Annotated in this window: 18 protein-coding genes; 11 read left to right on the top strand and 7 right to left on the bottom strand. The window is 37.6% G+C overall.

Features of this window, described 5'->3' with window-relative positions:
- The first annotated feature begins 290 nt into the window (after positions 1-290).
- Positions 291-1,598: an aminopeptidase PepB gene (pepB, locus tag H4J59_RS14710; RefSeq protein ID WP_182240566.1), complete on the top strand. Its 1,308-nt coding sequence runs from the start codon at positions 291-293 to the stop codon at positions 1,596-1,598.
- A gap of 250 nt (positions 1,599-1,848) precedes the next feature.
- On the opposite strand, the gene H4J59_RS14705 is transcribed toward pepB, so the two are convergent.
- Both H4J59_RS14705 and thpR read right to left on the bottom strand, forming a co-directional pair.
- Positions 1,849-2,250 carry a hypothetical protein gene (locus H4J59_RS14705; RefSeq protein ID WP_182240564.1) on the bottom strand — a complete coding sequence of 134 codons (402 nt, stop codon included), beginning with the start codon at positions 2,248-2,250 and terminating at the stop codon, positions 1,849-1,851.
- Between the two features lie 114 nt (positions 2,251-2,364).
- Positions 2,365-2,940 (bottom strand): RNA 2',3'-cyclic phosphodiesterase, encoded by a 576-nt coding sequence (gene thpR, locus H4J59_RS14700; protein WP_182240562.1) that lies wholly within the window; start codon positions 2,938-2,940, stop codon positions 2,365-2,367.
- An 809-nt stretch (positions 2,941-3,749) separates the two neighbouring features.
- On the opposite strand from thpR, the gene hrpB reads away from it, so the two are divergent.
- The 7 genes from hrpB to H4J59_RS14665 all read left to right on the top strand — a co-directional run bounded on the left by hrpB (position 3,750) and on the right by H4J59_RS14665 (position 14,399).
- Positions 3,750-6,332: an ATP-dependent helicase HrpB gene (hrpB, locus tag H4J59_RS14695; RefSeq protein WP_182240560.1), complete on the top strand. Its 2,583-nt coding sequence runs from the start codon at positions 3,750-3,752 to the stop codon at positions 6,330-6,332.
- A gap of 218 nt (positions 6,333-6,550) precedes the next feature.
- Entirely contained in the window at positions 6,551-8,338 is a 1,788-nt protein-coding gene (locus H4J59_RS14690) for an ABC transporter transmembrane domain-containing protein (protein ID WP_182240681.1), read from the top strand.
- 483 nt (positions 8,339-8,821) lie between these two features.
- Positions 8,822-9,952: a hypothetical protein gene (locus H4J59_RS14685; RefSeq protein WP_182240558.1), complete on the top strand. Its 1,131-nt coding sequence runs from the start codon at positions 8,822-8,824 to the stop codon at positions 9,950-9,952.
- Positions 9,949-11,682, top strand: a complete 1,734-nt coding sequence (locus H4J59_RS14680; RefSeq protein WP_182240556.1) for a hypothetical protein — start codon at positions 9,949-9,951, stop codon at positions 11,680-11,682. The genes H4J59_RS14685 and H4J59_RS14680 overlap by 4 nt, the downstream gene beginning before the upstream one ends.
- Positions 11,683-11,753: 71 nt before the next feature.
- On the top strand, positions 11,754-12,767 hold the full coding sequence (locus tag H4J59_RS14675; protein ID WP_182240554.1) for a DUF4365 domain-containing protein: 1,014 nt from the start codon (positions 11,754-11,756) through the stop codon (positions 12,765-12,767).
- 107 nt (positions 12,768-12,874) lie between these two features.
- Positions 12,875-13,606 (top strand): hypothetical protein, encoded by a 732-nt coding sequence (locus tag H4J59_RS14670; RefSeq protein ID WP_182240552.1) that lies wholly within the window; start codon positions 12,875-12,877, stop codon positions 13,604-13,606.
- A gap of 460 nt (positions 13,607-14,066) precedes the next feature.
- Complete coding sequence (locus H4J59_RS14665) at positions 14,067-14,399, top strand: PBPRA1643 family SWIM/SEC-C metal-binding motif protein (RefSeq protein WP_182138169.1); 333 nt, start codon at positions 14,067-14,069, stop codon at positions 14,397-14,399.
- 182 nt (positions 14,400-14,581) lie between these two features.
- On the opposite strand, the gene miaA is transcribed toward H4J59_RS14665, so the two are convergent.
- Complete coding sequence (gene miaA / locus H4J59_RS14660; protein ID WP_182240550.1) at positions 14,582-15,526, bottom strand: tRNA (adenosine(37)-N6)-dimethylallyltransferase MiaA; 945 nt, start codon at positions 15,524-15,526, stop codon at positions 14,582-14,584.
- A gap of 174 nt (positions 15,527-15,700) precedes the next feature.
- Between miaA and mrcB the strand changes: the two genes are divergently transcribed.
- Positions 15,701-18,064, top strand: a complete 2,364-nt coding sequence (mrcB, locus tag H4J59_RS14655) for a penicillin-binding protein 1B (RefSeq protein WP_182240548.1) — start codon at positions 15,701-15,703, stop codon at positions 18,062-18,064.
- 205 nt (positions 18,065-18,269) lie between these two features.
- On the top strand, positions 18,270-18,680 hold the full coding sequence (locus H4J59_RS14650; RefSeq protein WP_182240546.1) for a hypothetical protein: 411 nt from the start codon (positions 18,270-18,272) through the stop codon (positions 18,678-18,680).
- A gap of 272 nt (positions 18,681-18,952) precedes the next feature.
- On the opposite strand, the gene H4J59_RS14645 is transcribed toward H4J59_RS14650, so the two are convergent.
- From H4J59_RS14645 to H4J59_RS14630, 4 genes are read right to left on the bottom strand one after another with little or no spacing between them, the layout of a single operon-like run.
- Entirely contained in the window at positions 18,953-19,525 is a 573-nt protein-coding gene (locus tag H4J59_RS14645; RefSeq protein WP_182240544.1) for a BON domain-containing protein, read from the bottom strand.
- 1 nt (position 19,526) lies between these two features.
- Entirely contained in the window at positions 19,527-20,117 is a 591-nt protein-coding gene (locus H4J59_RS14640) for a phosphoheptose isomerase (protein WP_182240542.1), read from the bottom strand.
- A 42-nt stretch (positions 20,118-20,159) separates the two neighbouring features.
- Positions 20,160-20,534 carry a YraN family protein gene (locus H4J59_RS14635; protein WP_182240540.1) on the bottom strand — a complete coding sequence of 125 codons (375 nt, stop codon included), beginning with the start codon at positions 20,532-20,534 and terminating at the stop codon, positions 20,160-20,162.
- The gene (locus H4J59_RS14630; RefSeq protein ID WP_182240538.1) at positions 20,518-22,383 is read right to left on the bottom strand and encodes a penicillin-binding protein activator; all 1,866 of its coding nucleotides are present in this window, start codon (positions 22,381-22,383) and stop codon (positions 20,518-20,520) included. The genes H4J59_RS14635 and H4J59_RS14630 overlap by 17 nt, the downstream gene beginning before the upstream one ends.
- Positions 22,384-22,460: 77 nt before the next feature.
- On the opposite strand from H4J59_RS14630, the gene rsmI reads away from it, so the two are divergent.
- Positions 22,461-23,312, top strand: a complete 852-nt coding sequence (gene rsmI / locus H4J59_RS14625) for a 16S rRNA (cytidine(1402)-2'-O)-methyltransferase (RefSeq protein WP_182240536.1) — start codon at positions 22,461-22,463, stop codon at positions 23,310-23,312.
- The last annotated feature ends 4 nt before the right edge of the window (positions 23,313-23,316 follow it).

Genomic DNA, 23,316 nt, shown 5'->3' with positions numbered 1-23,316 from the left:
TTCAGTAAGCAATTCAGTAAGCCATAGAAGAGAAAATCTATATTGCTCTCTAGCGAATCATCGGCAAAATTTCGCAACGACTATCGCTATAAATTTTTTACGCCAGCTTCACAACAAGGTATTTATCAGGCTTAATAACATTACTCGGTTTTAGCCGAAAGCAGATTAAAAAAGCAGTCTGATAAATCAGCTGCAAAGGTTAATTATTTGCCGTTATGTTGCCGTTATGTTGCCGGTATGGCGCAACGGGTATAGACTATTAGCTTAACATTAAATGCAAAGGCGATAACATGACCACAGCTAATTCTGCTTCAGTATCAATAACCTTGACCACAAGTAATAACGCACAAGGTTGGCAGCAAGATAAAACCCTACAAATTACCCATGATAATATTGCCATTTACTTACCTCAAGACGCTGCCCATCGCTTACGAAAAATTCAAATGGCTGCGCGTAAAATAGAAAAATTAGATATTTCTCATGCATCGCTTCAGGGTGATGGCTGGGATGAAGCGAGTCAGTGGGCTTTTGCGCTTGGATTTAGTTGTGTTAACAAACTAGAGAATATCAGTTTTTGTGGTGAGCCAGCGTTAATTGAACGTTTGCATAATAAGCTCGCTGTTTATGCTTGGAGTCGCGACTTAACTAACCAAACACCGGCTGAACTTTACCCGTTAAAGTTGGCACAATTAACCTCAGACTATATTAAAAACCTCGCCCCTAACCATGTTTCTACTCGTCTGATTCAAGGTGAAGAACTCAAAGCGCAACAATGGATGGGTATCTACAATGTAGGTAAAGGTAGTGTTAATGAGCCATGTTTGCTTGAGCTTGATTTTAACCCGAGTGCTGATGAAAGTGCAGCAGTTACTGCTTGTTTAGTGGGTAAAGGTATTACCTTTGACAGTGGTGGTTATAGTCTTAAAAGCAATGTTGGTATGTTTGATATGAAGTGTGACATGGGCGGTGCAGCTGTTGTTGCCGGTGCCTTGGCATTGGCAATCAAACAAGGTTTGAACCAAAGGGTTAAGTTATACCTATGCTGTGCAGAAAATATGATCAGCAGCAATGCTTATAAACTTGGCGACATTATTACCTATAAAAATGGCGTTACTTGTGAAGTGGCTAACACCGATGCCGAAGGCCGTCTTGTGCTGGCTGATGGTTTAATGGCCGCTAGTGAAACGGGTGCGCCAATGATTATTGATGCGGCCACCTTAACCGGTGCTGCTGTGATGGCAACTGGCGGTGATTACTCTGCTTTATTCGCGCTTGATCATAGCGTGGCGGCAAAAGCGCAAGCATCAGCAAAAACTACCGGTGAAGCGTTATGGCAGTTTCCTTTAGAGTCTTGGCACCAAGATAAATGCCCATCAGCATTTGCTGATACAGCCAATAGCCGCACAGCAAAAGGTGGTGGGGCTGGTGGTGCGAGTAATGCCGCAGGATTTTTGTCACGCTTTGTTGATAACGACGGTGCTGGTTGGTTACATTTTGATTTAGCTGGCGCTTATAATGGTGGTGAGTCTAGCTTATGGGCCGCAGGTGCAACAGGTCTTGGTATTGCTACGATTGCAGACTTGATCACTAAGCATTAATTTTTTAAAGGCAGGCTTTGGCCAGGCTAAGTGGCAGTTACTTGCTTTTACGAGTAGCGAGCAAAGCGCTTGTCACTAAGCAAGCTGATATTTATTCGGCTTTTAATTGTCTTTTAAAGCCTCAATTTAACACCTTAATTTAAGAGGTGAGAGCAGTGCTAGAAAAGATATTTTCTAGCACTTTTTGTATCTGTTACTATGGCTTTAAGTGCTTGGTATTGGTGAGTACTGTTAACATTTTCAATGTGCTTTAGTGTTGTTGTAAATACTGTTCTAACCAAGATTTTGCACAGTCTAGATCACTAAAGACATAAAAGGTAATATTACAGGCTTGGTAAATCCGTCCTAGCTGTAACTGCTGAATATCAGCAGTGCTACTGTCAATTAATACACTCGCATTGGCAATTAAGCCATGTTTTACGCGGTATTTATTGACCTTGATTAAGGCCTCTTCCGCTTCAGGTGAAAAAACACTATTGCCATAAAAAGCAATTAATAAGCCCCAAGGTTGGCCGGAAAACTGTTCACAAGCACCATACATATCATTGATATATTTTTCGGTTACGTGCGCATTAAATGGGCCAAAAGCTTCTACTTGTAAAATGTTCGAGCGCGATGCTATTGAATATTTATCTTCAACTATTGTTTCCATTGTGCAAACTCCATTTCAACCAGAGGGGGTGACAGTAGTAGCAGTATTTTACGTGCTTGCCAAGTAAGCATGTTTTCGAAAAATTGCCAATTTAAATCTCCTTAAAAATCAAGGTTAAAAATTTATTTCCCATGTTTGAACTGGCTCGTACCTAACACCTAGGGCGGTGGAGTATGAATGATATAAGCTAAAGCTAGTGATACTCAGTTGTTGTTTAAATACGCTTTGTTGAAGGTGTTTACATAGTGCGGGTAATGGAGTTTTTGCTTTGCGGTAAAGGCTTAGGTGCGGTTGGTAGCGGTTGTTTTCAAGCGCAATATTACTGCTCAGGCTTAACTCAACCACAGTGCGCTGTAAATATATTAACCAGTCAGGACAGCTTGCTGGCATCAGGTGTAATACCTGCGCCTTTTTAAAATAACCTAGCTGTGACAATACGATAGATGAGGTCTTGTTTTGTTGTATAAGAGGTTTTAGGTGCTGTTGAATAAAACCATGCTGTTGGCTAATTAATTGCACTACACTCGCCTGTTGTTGCGGGGCGATACAACCTAAAAAGGCCAAAGTAATATGAAAGTTTTGCCTGTCGATGGTTTTAAATGGCAAAGGTAAATATTGCTCGCGCCATTGGGCAATTTTCACTTTATTTGTGTCAACAATATCTAAGGCAATAAACATGCGTTTTTTCATCAACATTTCCATTTTAGCGACTTAAGAACATGACAGTAAAGCTGCTACTCATCTCATTAACCTTGTGACCATGCTTGGATCTTCCCGCGATTCAACGGACATTAAGCATAAGTACTGTAGAGTTTATTCGCTATATATTCTGTATGGCTACTATAATTCAGGTTGCTGAAATAATAGTAGGAAGTCACCGCTGCTCTTCATATTAATAAAGCCTATTTACTTTTCTGTGATTTGATTGATTCGTTAAGTCTTTTTAGAACTGCTCTACATTCTTCTTTGTCTTTCATTGAGCCAGTATTACAGGCAGATTTTTGCGTATCCTTACCTATTTAAAAGTTACGATGAACACCATGATGGACATATGATTATAAGAAGGGTGTGTCATTCAAGTAACTGATAATATTAATTTTTTATTCCATAATGTACTTTAAGCAAGGAGTCGAACTCAGCTAAGATTATATAGTTAACTTGTTGACTACACTTGGTGAAATTATTAGGCGCTATATTGATAAAACGCCTAAAATTATATTCAACACGTGAAGAAGCGAAAGGAGAGATATTTAATTTTATAGAAATGTTCTACAATCCTAAAAAGCGTCACTCTCATGCCGATAGTATTTCATTTACCAAATTTGAGAAAGCATATTTTTCTGAGGTAAAAGCTGTCTAGTGAAATATGGGAAGTCCAAGTTTAACCAAAGATAAATAGCAGAATCAAAAGTAATAAGTTAACGCATAGCAGATGCGTTAACTTATTGACTTCATTTAAGTGATAACAACTTGTCAGTCAATTACTGCGCCGCTAATTGATGTGTTTTATCATTTATATTTTTATACCTATAAAAAATTCAAACAACCAAAATATAAAAAGTAGAGTTCATAAAATTAACCTTCCAATTAATAAAATATTAGCTGACCTTTTACAAGAGTTAAAAAGTAACCAGAGTGTGGTGTTACAGGCGGAACCCGGGGCAGGTAAATCTACTGTTGTGCCGCTGGAGTTATTAAAAGCTGACTTTTTGAATGGTCAGCGAATTATTATGCTTGAGCCTAGACGAATGGCAGCAAGGTCAATTGCTCATTACTTAGCGAAGTGCTTGGGTGAAAAGGTTGGTGAGACTGTTGGTTATCAAGTAAAAAATGACAAAAAAATATCAGCTGCCACAAGGCTTGAAATCCTAACCGAAGGAGTATTAACAAGGCGACTTCAATCAAACCCTGAATTAGCAGGTGTTGGCCTTATAATATTTGATGAGTTTCATGAGCGGTCGATTAATACTGATTTGTCACTTATGTTATCTCTCGAAATTCAACAAGTCATTCGTGAAGATCTTCGCCTTTTAGTGATGTCTGCTACGTTAGATACAAATTTAGTATCAAAGTACCTCGGTGACGCACCTGTGATGCTATGTAAAGGAAGAGCATATCCAGTTAGCGTTTTTCATCAAAAAACAGATAAAAAACAGTTGGCATCGAATGTCTGTAAAGCAATATTTAATGTCATTGAAGATGAGGGAGATATTCTTGTATTCCTCCCTGGCGTTGCTGACATAAAAAGGTGTATTGCACATGCTGGCACAGTATTTTCAGAGCACAATAAACTTAAACTGGTGTCATTACATGGTTCATTGCCATTGGAAGAGCAGGAAAAGGCGATTGCATTAGCACCACCAGGCGATAGGAAAATTATTTTCACAACCAATATCGCAGAAACCAGTTTAACTATCGAAGGTATTACCTGTGTCATTGACTCAGGTCTGGAAAAGAAACTTATTTTCAACCCGTCAAGTGGCATGTCAAAGCTGACGACAACTCATATATCAAAAGCGTCAGCCGAGCAACGTAAGGGGCGAGCAGGTAGGTTATCTGCAGGGAAATGTTTAAGGTTATGGAGTGAAACCGAACATATATCGCTAAAAGACTACCAAGAAGAAGAAATTTTGAATGCAGATTTAGCTGATGCCGTGATAGAGCTAGCAAGCGCCGGACATTCAAATTATGAGGAAATAAATTGGTTAACACCTCCGCCAAAAGCTCATTATGACTCAACTCAAGATTTGCTGGTAAAATTAGGTATGCTTGAGAAATCAGGAAAAATCACAACGCTTGGAAAACAAGCAAGTGCTCTGCCTATCCACCCAAGGCTAGCTAAGATGATGTTGGCAGCGAATGGTAACCAAGAGCGTGAAATTGCTTGTAATATTGCAGCTCTCTTGTCAGAACGAGATATATTGCAAGGGAGTGATAGTGCTGATTTTTTGATGAGATTACAGGTTCTTATTGAGAACGCGACGGGTCATGTTAATAAAGCCTATGTAAATAGAAATACGTTAAAAACGGTAGTTAAAGATGTTCAGACATTACAGTCATCTATAAAACATAAAAAAAGCACAGTAGATATTTCAGATATTTCAGATATTTCAGACATTGCAGCATATTTGTTGCTTCTAGCATTTCCGGAAAGATTGGCTAAAAGACGTTCAGCTAATAGTAATAAATATCAATTAGCCAATGGTAAGGGGGCTTTCCTTGCAGAAGATGATCCTCTCATTAATCATGAGTACTTAGTGGTTAATGATTGTGATGCGCAAAAAAAAGAAGGTCGAGTTTTTAGTGCTATTACTTTTAATAAAGATATTTTATCTGAAAAATTTTCTCAGGAAATTTCAGAACAAATAGAATATGAGTTAGCAGCAAACAATAGCCGTGTATACGCCAGGGTATTGAAAAAATATGGCAGTTTAATCATCGAAGAAACAAGAAGTAATGATGTGCCGACTGAATTCATATTAGACAGTATTAAATCTCTGGTAAAGACAGATGCTAGAAACATATTAAGCTGGACTCAAGAGTGCGATGATTGGATGAAAAGGGTGATATGGCTTGGTGGCAAAGTGGAAGGCTTTCCAGTGTTATCAGAGACTTTAATCATGAACACTGCTGAAAACTGGTTATTACCGTATGTTTCCAATATTAAAAAAATATTGGATTTAAAACGAGTGAAAATATTACCCCTATTATCATCATTATTAACATATGAAGAATCAAAAATTCTGGAGAAAGAGGCTCCCGTAATTTATACAACACCCAGTAATAAAAAGGTTTCAATCATTTACGACAAAAATTCAGAGCCAACAGTGGCTGTCGTATTGCAAGAATTGTTTGGTGAGCTTAAATCTCCAATGTTGGCAGGTAATAGCATTGCACTACGCTTTGAATTGTTATCACCAGCGCGAAGACCAATACAAATAACCAGTGATTTAGCCAATTTTTGGGGTGGCTCATATGTCGAAGTTGCAAAAGACATGCGAGCTAAGTATCCCCGCCATAGATGGCCGATTGATCCCTTTTCTGAACAAGCAGGTAGCTCTAGAAAAAAACGAATGACATAAGCATCTATATCAAATAATAATTGTTGAGATTTCAAGGTGCTAATGCGTTAGCGCTAGGTTAACTAAATAAGTCATGACTGTATTTTCACTAAGCGTTTTTAAGCCGCTTTATTATCGCGTGTCTACTTGAAATAGGCATTTTTATAACCATCTTTAGTATAAGATTAACCTACTGGAAAGCCACTGTGAGCGACAACAGCCAAACCATTAATCAGCCTATTTCAGATCATAGCTCGGCAAAAAAAAAGCCTAAAGCATTCAGCAGTCTGTTACCTATTTTCGCCTTTATAAAACCATATAAGCTAATGTTAGCCATGGCCTTATTGGCTTTATTAGTCACTGCAGCGGTTAACTTGTCTTTAGGACAAGGGGTAAAGTTTGTTATTGATAGCGGTTTTATTGCCGGTTCAGTTGAACAATTACAATCGGCTATTTTAGCTTTAATCGGCTTAATTAGTTTGCTGGCCGTTGGTACTTTTAGTCGCTTTTATTTAATGTCTTGGTTAGGTGAACGGGTCAGCGCCGATATGCGCAAAGCGGTGTTTAATCGCATTGTTACTTTGCATCCTAGCTATTTTGAAGAAAACCGCAGTGGTGAGTTAATGTCGCGCTTAACCACTGACACCGCCTTATTACAGTCTATTATTGGTTCGTCTTTTTCAATGGCACTGCGCAGTATATTATTACTGATTGGTGGCTTGGTGATGTTAATGGTGACTAATTTTAAATTAACCCTTTTTGTGGTTTTTTCAGTACCCATTATTTTAATACCTATGATGATTTATGGTCGTAAAGTCAGGAAATTAGCAGAAAGTTCACAAGATGCTATTGCTGATGTCGGTACTTATGCCGGCGAAATCATTCAAAATATAAAAGTTGTGCAAAGTTATACCCATGAAGTAAAAGAACAAGATGCTTTTGCCCATGAAGTAGAGAAGGCATTTTCTGTCGCCAAACAGCGGGTAAAGCAACGTTCATACTTGATCGCTATTGTTATTTTTCTTACCTTTGGGGCGATTAGCGCCATGTTGTGGGTGGGCGGTATGGACGTGCTAAAAGGGCAGATGAGTGCTGGCGAATTAGGCGCCTTTATTTTTTACGCCATCATTGTTGCTATGTCTGTCGCCACTATTGCTGAGGTATACGGTGAATTACAACGAGCAGCAGGCTCAGCAACTCGGCTGTTAGCATTACTTGAGGTTGAAAGTGATATTAAAGAGTTAGTTTCTCCACAAGTGATGAATAACCATGCCCAGTCGGTGATCAGCTTTAAAGAGGTTGATTTTTGTTATCCATCACGGCCAGACAGTGCGGCACTTCATCAGATTAATTTAGCCATACCGACGGGAAAAATTGTGGCATTAGTGGGTCCATCGGGTGCAGGTAAAACAACGTTATTTGAATTGCTACAACGTTTTTATGACCCTCAAAAAGGCAGTATTCGTTTTAATGATATCGACATCACTGAGTTAAAATTAACTGATTTGCGTCAAGCTATGGGTATGGTGCCGCAGCATCCGATACTGTTTAGCTCTGATGTCTGGCACAACATACGTTATGGTAAGCCACAAGCGAGTGATGAAGAGGTGATTAGCGCGGCGAAAAAAGCCCATGCCCATGAGTTTATTGAACAATTACCCCAAGGTTACGCGAGCTTTTTAGGTGAACAAGGGGTGCGATTATCGGGTGGGCAAAAACAGCGTATAGCTTTAGCCCGAGCCATTTTAAAAGACCCTGAGGTATTACTGCTTGACGAAGCAACCAGCGCTTTAGATGCAGAAAGTGAATACCATGTACAAGCCGCATTAGATGAATTAATGACCAATAGAACAACATTAATTATCGCGCACCGATTAGCTACTGTGATTCATGCAGATTTAATCGTGGTGATGGACCAAGGCAAAATTGTTGATCAAGGCGATCATAAGTCGTTATTAAAAAGCTCGACACTATATCAAAGGCTTTGTGAATTACAGTTTGATAAAGCCAATGGTGAGGCTAATTAATCACGCTGTGTGACACTTTGTAATATAAGTTGCTGTGCAGCCAATGGACATGTTTTTATATAAGGGCTATCCACTTAGCCCAACCGACCACTACATGTTGTGTTTACTAGATTTAACCTCTTCGATCACTTATGCCACATTGCGACCTAATTTTGCATTGAATTCACCACAACCAATAGTCCGCTTGGCCACCAAAGCGGTCGTTGGGTATCAAACAATTAATGTTAACTTTGTGCCTTGCCGACATTAGCCTCAAATTGTTTGCCATATATATTCGAATGAACCATTCCTACGAGTTTACTAAAACTCCTTAGTAACAAATACCTTTAAAACAGTTACATTCAATGCATATTTATCTTTTTATATTCTGGTACATTTACGCCATTGAAATAATGATCGTTAGTAGTCACTTTAAAAGTTAGTTATCATGCCTGTCTGGATAAAAATTTTGGATAAAAATTTCATAAAGTAGGGATGCTAGGGTTGGTAGATAAAACAGTAAATGCAGGAGTTGGAGCGCAACAAGGTTTTGACTTACAGCGCAATATGGCTTTATTTATAATTTTGGATAACTTTAACGATAAGTTTAAGGGTAATAAATATTTTCTGTCATTAGAGCATTTAGAAGATATTATTTTTTGTTTTATAAATGATATTGGTGAATCTACTCATATAGATACTTACCAATCTAAAAAAAAATCTACGGGAAATTGGACTGTTAACCAAGACCTTGCAGTAGTAGTTGCGAAGATACTTGAAACAGGTGGGAAATTAATAAGTGATCCTTACCCAAAAGCGAAAAATTATCAACACGCATTACACTTTTCTTCTAATGCAATTATGCATTTTACAAAGAGTGTTGCACAAAAAAAACCTCTTAAGCCAATACCCTTTTCAGAAATAATAAATGACCAAAACTTAATTTCATCTTTCCCTTCTCTAAATATTCATATTCAATCGGCAATCAAAGACTCTATAATAAAAAAATATAAATACGGTGATTCTTTGCCTAAAGAGTTAGAACAAGAACTGGAAAATTTGAAATTTTTGTTCGTGGATATGACGAAAACAAGTAAAGAGCAAGAAAATCAATTAGAGGGAAAATTATCATCAATTTTTGGAAATAAGATTAATGATAAGAAAGCAGCGATTGAAACCTTGTTTTCGTTATTTAATAAAATAGGTCTAACTTACAATCAAAAAAATATAGCTCGTTTAAATGACAAAAGTAAACGTGTTGAAAGTGATGAGGTTGAAAATGCTTTGGATATTATTACTACTAAATCAAAAGCTTTTGATTATTGGCGCAAAGAAGAAAGAAATATATCTCGAAAGCTTCAAATTAGACCTTTTGAAAAGGAAAACTTTGAGCTGATGTTTTATTCAGCCTTTGATTTTTTTAAAAGTAATCAAGAAGCTGAACATCAAAGAATAATAACCTTTGTTAAAGAAAACTATTTATCTTGTCAAGGTTGTGATGAAGAAGAATGTATCTCTGAATTATTTGTTCTTTTTAATAATACGAATAATACCACTTTTGAAGTTATGAATTTGAAAGCAGTTCTTTATGCGGCCTATTTTGAAACTATATACAAAACGGAAGTTAAAAATTGAAAGCAATTATAGAGTATGAAAATTTCTTCGCATTTTCCGAAAACTCCAATAAATACTTTAATACGTCTTTTAGTAAAGGTATGAATATAGTTCACGGTAAAAACACTTCTGGAAAGAGCACTTTATTACAGGCAATGCTTTATACATTCGGTATAAATGACGAAAAATTAAAGTTAAGTGAATTACTTAATGATCGTGTAATTTTTAGATTAGATTTTATCTTAAAAAAAGAAACGAATGAAAAAATATCTATCCTCAGAGATGAAGATTTTCTGGTTATAAAACGACAGGATAGCCCACCTATAAAATTCACAGGAATTAGTGGTGATCGTTCAGTCGAACATATAAAACTAAAAGAATTTTTAGGTAATATGTTTGGGTTTGATCTATATCTCGAATCATCAGGTAAATATAGTCCTGCATCAATTGAGGCAATGTTCTTACCTTACTATATAGCTCAAGATGTTGGTTGGGTGTATAAGCATAAGTCATTTAGAGGATTGGATTTTGTTAAAAACTTTAAGTTTGATTTTTTTGATTATTATTTAGGTATATCTAATGATTTTGATCGTGATGAAAAGAAACGTTTAGAAAAAGAAAAGTCAGATTTAGAGAATGAAAATAAGTTTTTAAGTAATATTGAAGAAAAAAAAGATGAACTTAAACTTTCTAAAATGAAAGATGAAGTGTTTGTTGTTAAGTCTATTGAGTATATTGAACCTTATAAAATCAATAAGGGGGAGCTTATAGAGCTTGAGAAAAAATATTTGGATAGTTGTAATAAACTAGCATTTTTAGAACAAAGAAAATTGATATTAAATCGAATAAAAAGAGCATTGAACAAGCAAAAACCAGTAGAAGGTGAATGTCCTGCTTGTAAGCAAAATATGCCTTCGGATTTAGTAAAGATTTATAGTCATTTGCAAGATATCAATGATACTACTGCACAGTTACAAGAGATCAAAAAAGAAATAGATAAGCTTAAAGAAATCAAAGGTACTATTAATTCACTTATAAGAAACATATCTAACAAAAGAAAAATTGTAGCTAAAGAGTATGATGAATTAACTAAATATAATGTAGATAATTTAACCTATAATTCTTGGATCGAAAATAAAGTAAATGTTCAGCTATCTGAAAAATTATTGATTAAATTAGGAGAAAACACGCTTAAATTGAACGATATAATAGGGCAGTTGAGCGAATTTAAAACTGATGAGCAAGTTAGAAAAGATAGGGTTAAATATAGCTATATGTTTAAAGAGATCTTTGAAAAATCACTTTCAGATTTAGGTGTAAAGAAATTTGAAAATAATAAATTTTACTTACTTTATGAGATACCTGCATTTCCTAAACAGGGTGTAGAATTGTTGAAAACCCTGCTTTCATATAGTTTTTCTTTTAATAAGATAATTAAAAATACGCCATATGTGCATCGTTTTCCATTTATGTTAGATGCAATATTTGAAGGTGATTTAGACGAAGATAATAAAGGGAATATTCTTGATTTTATATATAAAAATAAGCCTAATGATACACAAATTATATTTTCAATAGCAGATTCTAAAAAAAATTATATACCTGTAGATGTTTATAACCAGAATCATTTGAATGGTGAAGCAAATCTTATTTGTCTTGGTGGAAATAGCAAAGAGAGAGCTTTTCTATCTCCATATGAAGGTCAATATAAGGAATACTTAAAAGAAACATTAACGATTTTAGGTGTTTAGAGAAGTTTAAAGGGACAGTCACTCAAAATAGCTCGGATAAATAATATACTATTATGAAGCATAGGAAGTTTATGAGTTTACCAATGTCGGGTAGTGTCCTTTTCGAATCTGATTACATTCACGAATTTAATTTTAGATTTACTAAAAACTATGGTCTTGAATTAGATATTCCTAAAGACTTTATTGGTATTGATAAAGGCTTAGTTTTATATACAGATGAAACACGTGGTCCGATAGGACAGAGAAAAATATGGTTCCAATTTAAAGGAATACAATCAGGTAGAAAAACATCTGATAAGAATGACACTACTGATTTCATCAATGCGGTTAATATTAGTATTGAACATATTAACTATTGGAACTCTTTTGGAGAACCTGTTTACTTGGTTGTTTATAGTGAAAAAGATCGTGAGTTTTATTATATTGATTGTGAAAAAATTCAATATGAATCCACTAAAGAACAAGTAAACATTAAGATAAGCAAAGAAAACATTATTAACGAGGTATTCTTTGTTAATCAAAGAGAATTAACTCCTTCAATAAGAACAGATATAGCTACATATAAAGGAAGAGCATTAGCTATTAACTCTGATCCTTTACGTAGCAGCATTTCCAAGTTAAATGAGTCTGTATATATAAGGTTAATAACTCGTTTACTTCAGTGTCATAATTTCATTGAATCAGAGAAATCTATTTGTTCAAGTGGAGAAGTTCGTTCTGGCGTACTACTTGACTCCCTAGAAACTCCGATATATTGGACAATTAGTTATGGCTTCTCCGACTCTATTTTTCGTGACAATGGCGAATTTGACAATACAAGTGGCAAGCTTCGTATTTACATTGTTCCAAATGTAGATACATTTGATTTTGAAGAGCTTCAAAATTCACAAGGTGATCAAAAATCAATATTGTTTTATAACGATGAAGAAACTGATTCTTTATTTGGTAGTTTACGTAATATAAACATTTTACCTATATCTAATCATTCGCTTACATATAACCTTATTTTGTCGCCTTTGTTATTTAATGAATTCAAGAATGAAGTGAAATGGTCAAATCTAAATCCACTGATAAGTGCTTCATAACAAGAAATTTAAACGGAACGTCAACAATTGGCTATTGTTCGTTCTTAACAAATTTTAGCCAACTATTTCCGTCCGCTTAAGCGGGCGTTATATTGAATTGGAGTTTTATGCAGTACCATACATTTATAGATCGATATTTTCATAGTCAAAAAGAACTCCTAGATTTTCGCAACACTGAAGATAGGGATATAAATACTCTTTATTCATATTTAAACAACCTTCACTCAGTTGCGGATAAATTGAAAGATTTATTTGATTGCAATATTAAGAATTATCCAGAGTTTAAGATTCTGAGGCTCATTAGAAATTACTTTCATCATGTTGGTGATGTGGACGAAATCCGTCTAATAGCAACAGTTGAAGAAAATGTAATCATGAGCCATACACAACACGTCATTATTCCACTAGAAACATTCTCTAAAAGTGTGAAGTCCTTTATTGATAATAATGTCGTTGAAGGGCGAAAAGACTATAAACGTAAAATGGAGTTTGTTTCAAAAGAGTTAACAAGCATCACTGAGTGTTTTAGATACCTTAATGACATTCTACCTAATATGGAAATGTGCTGTAACAAACCTAGTTTGAAGCTTGACGGTAATGTTTATGAATTGGGGTTTGATATGTATAAATTCGTTTATAACATTACAAACTTAATTGCAGATCATTGCCGAAATATTAAAGAGGTTGCGTGTAAACAAGTAATCCAAGAATTAGATGAGTCGTATACGGCTGAGAATAATATTGGAAGAATTGATATGTGGTGTAGTCCAGGTAAGATGCCTATTACTACTATGCAAGGTATGATTTATGCCAAAGAAAATATTGAATTGGCAAAGTAGCAATATAACAAGAAACTATGGCTATATTCATCTTAAGTATTTGGCTTTCGTTGTCTAAATTGTCTAAATTGTCTTTAAATATATAAACGGCAACGTCCGCAATGAGCTTGAAGCGGTCGTTAGGATTACCGAGTTGCTAACTTCCGGTTTGCGCACCAACAAGACCTAAATGACAAAAGAAAGGAACCACAACATGTGGTGGTTGGTCGGACTAAGTGGATAGCCCTTTTTTATATCTATGAAATTAGGCCAATAACTCGCTATGGGCTTAATTTTCTAATCAAGGGTATTTACCCCGGTGACTGATGAGCAAAAAAATTAATCTCACCCCACCTTTCGCTAAAAGCTAGGCAAGGCTTAAGTTCCTGCATTCAACAGTCGACTATTTTACGTTTTACGTTATACTGCCGCGCTCAAACCTAGTATTTAATTTTTAGTTTTTCATTTAGCGGAGTTCATCATGCACGATCTGTATTACAAAGGGCGTATCCATACCAGAGTAAACCATGTAAAAACAGGTTATAACACTAAGCGTGCTGTTAAGCTTGGCACAGAAAAACACCCGTTAACGCTAGTGGTAACAAGTGAAGAAAAGAAATTAGAGGTCGCCATATTAGTTGCCGATAATGAACTGTTTGCTAATATCACGGTAGATAGCACCGCTGATGAAGATATTATTGAACTGAGCGCGATACTGAACAAACCAAGCACCACTAGGTTTGATAAAACGCCCAATCGTAATGATCCTTGTTTATGTGGTAGTGGCAAAAAATATAAAAAGTGTTGCGGTTAACCAAACACTGTTTTTCTACCTACTGTAAAGCTAACGCTGCTCTAAGTTTTATGAGCAGCGCAGGCTAAGCCCATCTGTATTATCATCTTTATTAGCACAGGTTACTCGGCTCACTTTCTTCTCAGTTAATAGCTAAGCTTACAAAGACCATTTTTAGTCGAAAACGGCTAAATTTTATTGTGCTATGTTTTGCACTCATTTGTAGTATTTGCAGTATTTGTGCTATTTAAGCCTGCTATCACTGCCATGGCTTGTACAAGCGTATCTTTATCTCCGTCTAGCCAATGTATTTTAGTGCCATTTCGTTCTAACCGTCGCAGCCAAGTGTCTTGTTTTTTAGAAAATTGATGAATAGCTGAGTTCAACTTTTGAAAACAGTCATTCTCGCTTAATTGCCCCTGTAAATGTTGGGCAATAAAACGATATTCTAAGCCGTAAAAATATAAGGTTTGCCAACTAACCCCTTGGGCATGTAACTGTGCTACTTCTTCAATAAGGCCTTGTGCCATGCGTTGCTTTAAACGCAGGGTTATACGTTGTCGAATAACCTCTCTGGGCCATTTTATGGCAAATATAAGTGGCTTGAGTGCGGGGAAGTCATTAATTTCATCTTGTGCTGCTAGCTCGCCTTCGGCTATTTCAATGGCTCGTACCAGTCGTTCACGTTCGATAAGATCTGTGGTGTTATGCACATTAGGTTTAAGCTGTATTAACTTTTGAATTAGTTGCTCATGACTTAGCCTAGCTAATGTTGACCTCAGGGCTTTATTTTCAGGTACGGCAATTAAGCGATAGCCTTTTAAGATTGAGTCAACATAAAGCGCTGAACCGCCAGCTAAAATAGTCAGCTTATTTTTTAAGTTTATTTGCTGATGGGCATTAATAACATCTTGTTGAAAATCAAAAATATTATATTCGTAACCAGGGTCAACAATATCAATTAAGTGATGGTTAATTTCTTGGTATTCATCAAGGTCTTTACCGCTGCCAATATCTAAACCGCGATAAACCTGTCGAGAGTCGGCGGAAATTATTTCACCATTTAGCGTTCTTGCTAGCTCTACTGCCAGTTTGGTTTTCCCCGACGCCGTTGAACCCAGCACAACGAGCATGTTAAATGCAGACATAGTTAACCTTTAGCCATTGGTAGTTAGATAAAAGCAGAATTATATCGTTAATTTCGCCGTTATGCTTGTGAGTTAAGCACTATTTTAAAACGATAAAAATTATCGTTTGGGATCTCGTCTTAGCTAGATTATTATAAGAGCTTAATCGCATATCCTGAGGCTTTTTAATTACCTATGACAGTCAAAAAAACTGCACAAACAGCGAGCAATAAATCAAAAGATGACCAAGCTAACAGCGCAAAAAAACCAGAGGATATGAGCAATAACCGCTTAAAAAGTGTTATTCGTTGGTCATTTTGGCTGATAGTGAAAATAGCTGTTATCGCCGTCTTTGTGCTATTTATCTATAGTATTTATCTTGATGGTAAAGTGCGCGATAAGTTTGAAGGTCAGCGTTGGCAGGTGCCTGTTCAGGTTTATGGTGCGATAGAAAGTTATCAGGTAGGTAGTGAGTTAACCCTGACTAACTTAAAGCAGTCGTTAATCGCTAATCGTTATAAAAAAGTTTTTGATGTTAGACGCCCTGGCGAGTTTGCCTTATCAAAAACTCGCGCCATTATTTATCGTCGCGCTTTTGATTTTGGCGTTGGTATGGAGCTGGCAACAAAAATGACCATAGATTTGGCTAACGGTCATGTGCAAAATTTATACCTTAACGATAAAAGGGTTTCGCAACTGAGATTAGAGCCACTTTTATTGGATAGAATTTTGCCTGAAAGCAAAGAAGACCGAGTTTTGGTGTCCTTGCAAGCGGTGCCAACAATATTATTAGACACCTTATTATTAATCGAGGATCGTGATTTTTATTTTCATCATGGCGTTTCCCCCTTAGGTATTTTACGCGCACTCTACCAAAACATTAAGGCAGGGCGAACGGTGCAAGGTGGCAGTACCTTAACGCAGCAACTGGTTAAAAACATGTTTTTAACGCGCGATAAAACCTTATGGCGAAAAGCGAATGAAGCCATTATGGCGCTGATATTAGAGTATCGCTATAGCAAAGATCAATTATTAGAAGCCTATATTAACGAAGTCTATTTAGGCCAGCATTACGCTAATGGCATTTATGGCTTTGGCCTCGCGGCTGAGTTTTACTTTGGCAAGTCAATTCAATCACTTAACTTAGAACAAATGGCGATGATTATTGGCCAAGTCAAGGGGCCTAGTTACTATGATCCTTGGCGTTTTCCAGCGCGCACTATCAAGCGTCGCGATCTAGTCTTAAGGCTAATGTATCAACAAGAAATTATTGCCCAACACGAGTTTGAGCGTGCGGTCGAGTCGCCGCTATCAATCAGAAAAAAACGTCGGGTAAAACAGCAAAAATTCCCCGCCTATCTGCAATTAGTCAAAGCCGAATTAGCGCGGCATTTATCCCAATATGAGCAGCAATCTGGCGTTAGAGTGTTTACCGGTTTTGCCATTAATCAACAACTGGCATTACAAGCCAGTATTGATCAAACCTTACCGAATTTAGAGCAAGGGTCGGGCGCTGAACTACAAGTAGCGATGGTGGTGTCTGATTTTAAAACTGGTGCAGTTCGTGCGTTAGTTGGTGGGAAAGAAGCGGGCTACGCAGGTTTTAATCGTGCGCTACATGCTAAGCGACCTATTGGTTCTTTAATTAAACCTGCGATATACATTGCGGCGTTAGAGCGTTATCAACGCTTTAATTTAGCTACTTTAATTACCGATAAAGCGATTACCTTGTCAACGGAAAACGGCCAAGCATGGCGGCCGAAAAATTACGATGGTCAGTATCGAGGCCAAGTGCATTTAATTGATGCCTTAGTATCAAGCCTTAATGTCCCCACGGTGAATTTAGGCATGGCGTTGGGTTTGGACAATGTTGCTCAAGCCATTCATCTACTGGGTTATCAGGATGATATTGTTACTCGTCCGTCAATGCTGCTTGGGGCATTAAATATGTCACCAATGCAAATAAACCAACTCTATATACCTATTGCTAATGATGGTGTTGGTGAAACGTCACATGCAATAGAGCGGATAGTCAGCGCCCGTGGTGAAACCTTATGGGAGTTTCAAGCTTTAGAACAGGCGATTATTTCAACGCAAGCGGCTTATTTACTCAACTTTGCCTTAAATAAAGTGACAACGTCAGGCACGGCGAGTTCATTAACGTGGCGGCTTAAAGATAAAAAAATAGCGGGTAAAACAGGCACAACCAATGATCTAAGAGACAGTTGGTTTGTCGGTTATGACAATGAAATTTTAGTCACCACTTGGGTAGGTCGAGACGATAACAAGCCAACTAAATTAACTGGTAGTAGTGGTGCACTGGTACTATTTGCTGAGTTTATGCAGAAAACAGGGGCGGTTAGTCGTCAGCCTAAAGTACCAGCAAGTGTTGAATTAGTACGCTTTGATAATAAAAGTGGTCGGGCGGTTAGCCAAACTTGTGATAATTCGCAATTACTGCCTGCTGTTACCACTGGCCTGATTTATGACAAAAAATGCGAAGCAGATCCTAAAAATATTAAGCAGAAATCTTGGCTAGAAAAATTATTTGGCGCTTAGTTTTATAGTGAATTCAACTGCTAAGCTTTTAGCGGGTTATTTTCGCTATTTTGTTGTTTGAATAACCTTATTTTCAGCACTATGGTTAATAGGTCGTGTATAAAAGCGGCCGTAAATTAACGCCACTTAAGCAACCAAGCTACAGTAAAAACAGAGCTAAAAAATAGCTGGAAGTAGTTAAAAGTATCTAGGTAAAAGGAGCAGAATGAAGCATAGATTAAGCTTTGGTTACTTCACATTGCTTACTGAAAATATTGTTGAAGTTATTATCGATGAAGGTATTGAATTGTCACTTGAGATGATTGAAGAGTGTGATGTTTTTTTTAAAGCGCATATCTTTGGTAACTTTGGCATGCTTATCAACAGAGTTAATGAATATAGTTATAGTGATGAAGCGCGATTATGCCTAGGGTTTTATGAGGACTTAAAAGCCATTGCTTTTGTTTACTATTCAGATAACAGCCAAGTTATTGTTGAAGAAATCAATTTATTACAGGTATACGAACAGTGGAATAGTTGTATTTTTTCTGGCTTAGAACTTGAGAGGCAACAGGCATTTCAATGGCTACAAGGTGAGTTATTAATGACTAATGATCAAGCTTCAAATATTGGCTAACCCTAATTAAGAATTAAGAATTAAGAATTAAGGGTGAATATTTTTCGTAAGCGATAAACAAAGAAAAACTTAACGTAAAAAGCAAACCATTCGGTTTGCTTTTTTATGTTTAGGGAAGAACGGTATGTCACGGTCACATGGACGTGAAAGAGTGACTATGTTCAGGAAGAACGGTATGTCACGATCACATGGATGTGAAAGAGTGACGATTCTCAGGCTTCTCAGACATACTGTCTTGCGGTATATTAGTGTTTTAGACGCTCTTTCAAGCGCTAATCTAGGTATTCAAATATTTTAAATACTCGGTTAACGCCACCCGCATTGCGCGCAATATCTACCGCCATAGTCGCTTGTGCCTTAGTAACCAAGCCCATTAAAAACACTTCGCCATTTTCTGTTATTACTTTAATATTGGTGGCGTCTAGTTTTTCAGCACCAAGTAAAGAGGCTTTTACTTTTGATGTTAGCCAAACATCACTAGTTTTTGTGATAAAAGATGTCGTGTTGCTAATACGAATTTGGTTATGTAGTTGCTTAACACCGTTCACCCCATTAAGGGCTTTTATAGCTTGATCGCGCAAATAGCTATTAGGCGCTTGTCCAATAATTAGCACACTGCCATTAACACTCACCACGTGTAGGTTGGCGTTGTCACTTAACGCGTCTATTTGTGTGAGTTTTGCATACGCATCCAGTTCAATTTTTTGGTCGTCTATTTGATTACCCAAAGAACGATTATCAGTTGCCATACTCGCACCACCAACAACGCCAACAACCGCGACAGCAACACAGCCTTGCAGTAACACAGCAAGGGTGATTATGCTTACAATTGATTTTATTGACATACTAAGCCTCAGATTGCGGAAATAATGTAGTATCTATGATGTCACATAAGCAATGAATAACCACTAAGTGGACTTCTTGAATTCGTGCTGTGCGACTTGACGGCACTCGAATTTCAACATCATTTTCGCCTAGTAGGCCAGCTATATCACCGCCGTCACCACCGATTAAGGCAATAATTGGCATATCACGAGAAACGGCAATTTCGATCGCTTTGATCACGTTGCGAGAGTTGCCACTGGTAGAAATAGCGAGCAAGACATCACCATTGTTACCTAATGCGCGTACTTGCTTAGAATAAATCTCATCAAAGTGATAGTCATTACCAATAGAGGTAATAGTTGAACTGTCGGTTGTCAGAGCAAGGGCTGGCAAGGGTGGACGTTCAGTTTCATAACGATTTAATAGCTCGGCGGCGAAATGCTGGGCATCAGCGGCTGAGCCACCATTACCACAGGCTAATATTTTATTACCGGCTAATAGACTTTGTACCATTGTCATGCCAGCTTGCTCAATTGGCCCTGCTAATAATTCGCTGGCGGCAATTTTTGTTTGTATGCTTTCAGTAAAATTACTTTTTATCCGTTCTAACATGGTGGATTTAGCTCCGTTGTTTCATTGCTTAAAAGGCATTAATTAAAAGGCATTTTTAAGCCAAGTAATTGCTGGGTTATTAATATCGCCTTGCATCGCAATAACATCGAATCGGCAAGGGGTATTATATTCATTTAATCCGGCCTGTTGCAGGTAAAATGCCGCACATTGTTTAATTTTTTGCTGTTTTTTAACAGAAACAGCGGCAATAGCACCACCAAAGTGATTATTCTTGCGATATTTCACTTCTACAAACACCCAAACGTCATTTTCGGTCATGATTAAATCAATTTCACCACGACGATTTTGAAAATTACAGGTCTGTAATACTAGCCCCTGTTGGCGTAAATAGTGGGCGGCTAATTGCTCACTATGCTTACCTGTGGTTACTGTGTTTGTTTTATTGGTCCATAGCAATTTCTTGTACCTTGCTGCGACTGTATTTGCCCCAAATTAGGCTGCGCGTCAAAATATTATCAACGCCCAATTGTAATATACCTGTTTGACCATAATGGCGGACATAAGTTTTATTGTGCATGGCAGAAACTTTGTCTACCAACGCCAAACTGTCAAAGCCCATGGCAAAAATGCTTTGTAAGCTGTCACTGCGATTAGGCCAAAGTTTTTTTGCTTGTGCGGCTAAGACTTGGTTTTGTTGTGTACTTTTTAACTGCCAAGGCATTTCAGTAAATATTAGACCAGACAAATCACGATTATCACTTTTGTCTATTTTAGAGCTGTGACTGCGCGAGCTAGCATAGACCGGAATTATATCAGCAAAAGGGCTAATATTAACGTCAATATAAGGCTTTAACAGCTTGGTTTCTAGCGGCAAACCCACGACGTAAATCATATCAATATCTCGACGGTTACGTAATTCACTTTTAATGGAATATTTTATATAGCGATTTAGCTCTTTTGTGCGTTGCTGGCTTAGATCAACGCCAAGGCTGGCCTTAAGTTGATTTTGCATTTTAGCATCACTATTAAAAAATACAATTTCTGGTGTTTTACCCGTGATATGTTGCCATTGTTGGCTGAAGGTCTGCGCGATGCGACGACTGGCACTGTCTTGATGGCTTAATATTATAGGGTATTGATAATGTTGACGACTGAGCGTAGTTGCTGCTTGTATCGCTTCTTCTTCTGGTCGCATTGATAGAGCAACTTGATGAGGTAATAAGGTAATAGCCGATGGTAAATTAAGTAATAACGTCGGTGTTGTTATCTCGGTTTGGGCTAAATAGAGGTTAACATTTTCTTTTAGTAGCGGGCCTATAACATAGTCGATCTTTAGTTCGGTTAGCTTGGCATTTAAGGTCGTCATATCTAAGGTTGTTGAATCAATAAAGTGTAAGGTTTTAGCGCTATTAATATTGTAAGCGGCTAGTATACCTTGTTGTGCTACTTTGCCGGCGCGTTCTTGTTTACCTGAAAGCGGGATAATGATGGCAATGTTTTGATATTCGTTAGTTAATGTTGGTGGTTGCTGTCGTAACCTTGCGACAATATATTGCGCAGGGTGGCTGCTAAACTCTCGTTGCCATTGGCGTAAATAGCGTTTAAACCTTGCGTCGTCATCACCAAATTGATTGGCAAAAGCAAGCAATTTGCTCCAACCTTTAAAGTTTGGCGGTGACATTTTAATTAGCTGCTGGTGCTGCCAAGGTGATAACTGACAAAGTTGTTGCCAAATAATGTCAATATCGTATTCAGTTGCCGGTGAGCTTTTAGCAAAGGCTCTTAAGTTTGCATCTAGTGCGGCAATGGGCAGTTTTCTTTGTGTTTGCACTTTGGTTAATGTTTGAAAATAATCAAGGCGATGAGTCAGTTGCGCTTTTTCTTTAATATTATTTGCATTTTCCAGTGCGAGATAAGCATCAGGTAATCTTGCCAAGGCTAATAAACTTTTAGCCTCAATGATAGCTAGGCGATATTGCTCTGTTGTTGATGGCGCTAAGCCATTAAGTTGCTTAGCTAACCAAAGCGCTTTATGGGGTTTAGCTTCTGCTAGATATAACTCACTGGCGTTTAATAACGAACTAAGGGCTTCATCCTGTTGGTTGGCTGATATTTGTGATGCCGCTTGTGCAAGCTGTTGCTCAGTGGTTAAATTTGTATCAAGCGCTGGCATAACTTCAGCTTGTTTTTCAGCTGACTTTGTTGGTTGACTTGGCTTAGTTGTTGAACAACTGGCCAAAATAGCCACTGTTGCCAACGCACAAAGAGCACTTTTATAAGATGAAAACCATTTAGTGAGTGTCAAAGTTAATAAATCCATACTTTTTAATAGTGCTTTATAATAAACTTCATCCTCTTCAGTCTCAACACAAGTATTTTATTATGTCGGATTCTCAAATTCAGCCCAGCACCTTATATATAGTTGCCACACCTATCGGCAATCTAGGGGATCTTAGTCAACGGGCGCGGGATATACTCGAACAGGTAGATATTATTGCCTGTGAAGATACTCGGCATACCCAACGTTTGTTATCCGCTTATGCGATTAAAAATAAAACGATGTCGATGCATGATCATAACGAGCGTCAACGCCAAGAACAAATTGCCGTCTTGTTAAAAGAAGGCAAAAGCATAGCCTTAGTGTCAGACGCGGGCACGCCGTTGATCAGTGACCCGGGATTTCATTTGGTACGCCATTGCCGCCAGCAAGGGCTTCAGGTTTCGCCGATTCCAGGCGCTTGTGCCGCCATCGCGGCGCTGTCTGTCGCGGGCTTACCCACCGACAGATTTACCTTTGAAGGTTTTTTACCCTCAAAAACAGGTGCGCGACAATCGACATTAAACGCATTGGCCAACGAAGCACGTACCATGGTGTTTTATGATGCGCCGCGCCGCGCTATTGATACCGTTGAAGATATCGTTAAAACCCTTGGCGGTGAACGCTACGTGGTAATGGCGCGAGAATTAACCAAAACCTTTGAAACCATTCATTCAGACACGGCCGAAAATCTATTAAGCTTTTTACAAGCAGATCCTAATCAACTTAAAGGTGAAATGGTGCTCATTATCGAAGGGAAAAAAATTGATCCCAATGATATTCCTGCCCATGTGGTGGCAACACTGAAGTTACTGCTGTCAGAAATGAAGCCAAAAAGAGCTTGTGCTATTGCGGCAGAAATTCATGGGGTGAAGAAAAACGCGCTGTATGAATATGCTTTAGCAATGAAAGAGTAGCGGC

The organism is Colwellia sp. MB02u-10 (assembly GCF_014077185.1).
Lineage (GTDB): Bacteria > Pseudomonadota > Gammaproteobacteria > Enterobacterales > Alteromonadaceae > Cognaticolwellia.
This window is presented reverse-complemented; position numbering and strand designations above follow the sequence as displayed.

Excerpts from the sequence above, each read along its gene's own strand:
- pepB (WP_182240566.1), top strand. The coding sequence starts at position 291 with ATGACCACAGCTAATTCTGCTTCAGTATCAATAACCTTGACCACAAGT.
- H4J59_RS14705 (WP_182240564.1), bottom strand. The coding sequence starts at position 2,250 with ATGGAAACAATAGTTGAAGATAAATATTCAATAGCATCGCGCTCGAAC.
- thpR (WP_182240562.1), bottom strand. The coding sequence starts at position 2,940 with ATGAAAAAACGCATGTTTATTGCCTTAGATATTGTTGACACAAATAAA.
- hrpB (WP_182240560.1), top strand. The coding sequence starts at position 3,750 with ATGTGTTTTATCATTTATATTTTTATACCTATAAAAAATTCAAACAAC.
- H4J59_RS14675 (WP_182240554.1), top strand. The coding sequence starts at position 11,754 with ATGAGTTTACCAATGTCGGGTAGTGTCCTTTTCGAATCTGATTACATT.
- H4J59_RS14670 (WP_182240552.1), top strand. The coding sequence starts at position 12,875 with ATGCAGTACCATACATTTATAGATCGATATTTTCATAGTCAAAAAGAA.
- H4J59_RS14665 (WP_182138169.1), top strand. The coding sequence starts at position 14,067 with ATGCACGATCTGTATTACAAAGGGCGTATCCATACCAGAGTAAACCAT.
- miaA (WP_182240550.1), bottom strand. The coding sequence starts at position 15,526 with ATGTCTGCATTTAACATGCTCGTTGTGCTGGGTTCAACGGCGTCGGGG.
- mrcB (WP_182240548.1), top strand. The coding sequence starts at position 15,701 with ATGACAGTCAAAAAAACTGCACAAACAGCGAGCAATAAATCAAAAGAT.
- H4J59_RS14650 (WP_182240546.1), top strand. The coding sequence starts at position 18,270 with ATGAAGCATAGATTAAGCTTTGGTTACTTCACATTGCTTACTGAAAAT.
- H4J59_RS14645 (WP_182240544.1), bottom strand. The coding sequence starts at position 19,525 with ATGTCAATAAAATCAATTGTAAGCATAATCACCCTTGCTGTGTTACTG.
- H4J59_RS14640 (WP_182240542.1), bottom strand. The coding sequence starts at position 20,117 with ATGTTAGAACGGATAAAAAGTAATTTTACTGAAAGCATACAAACAAAA.
- rsmI (WP_182240536.1), top strand. The coding sequence starts at position 22,461 with ATGTCGGATTCTCAAATTCAGCCCAGCACCTTATATATAGTTGCCACA.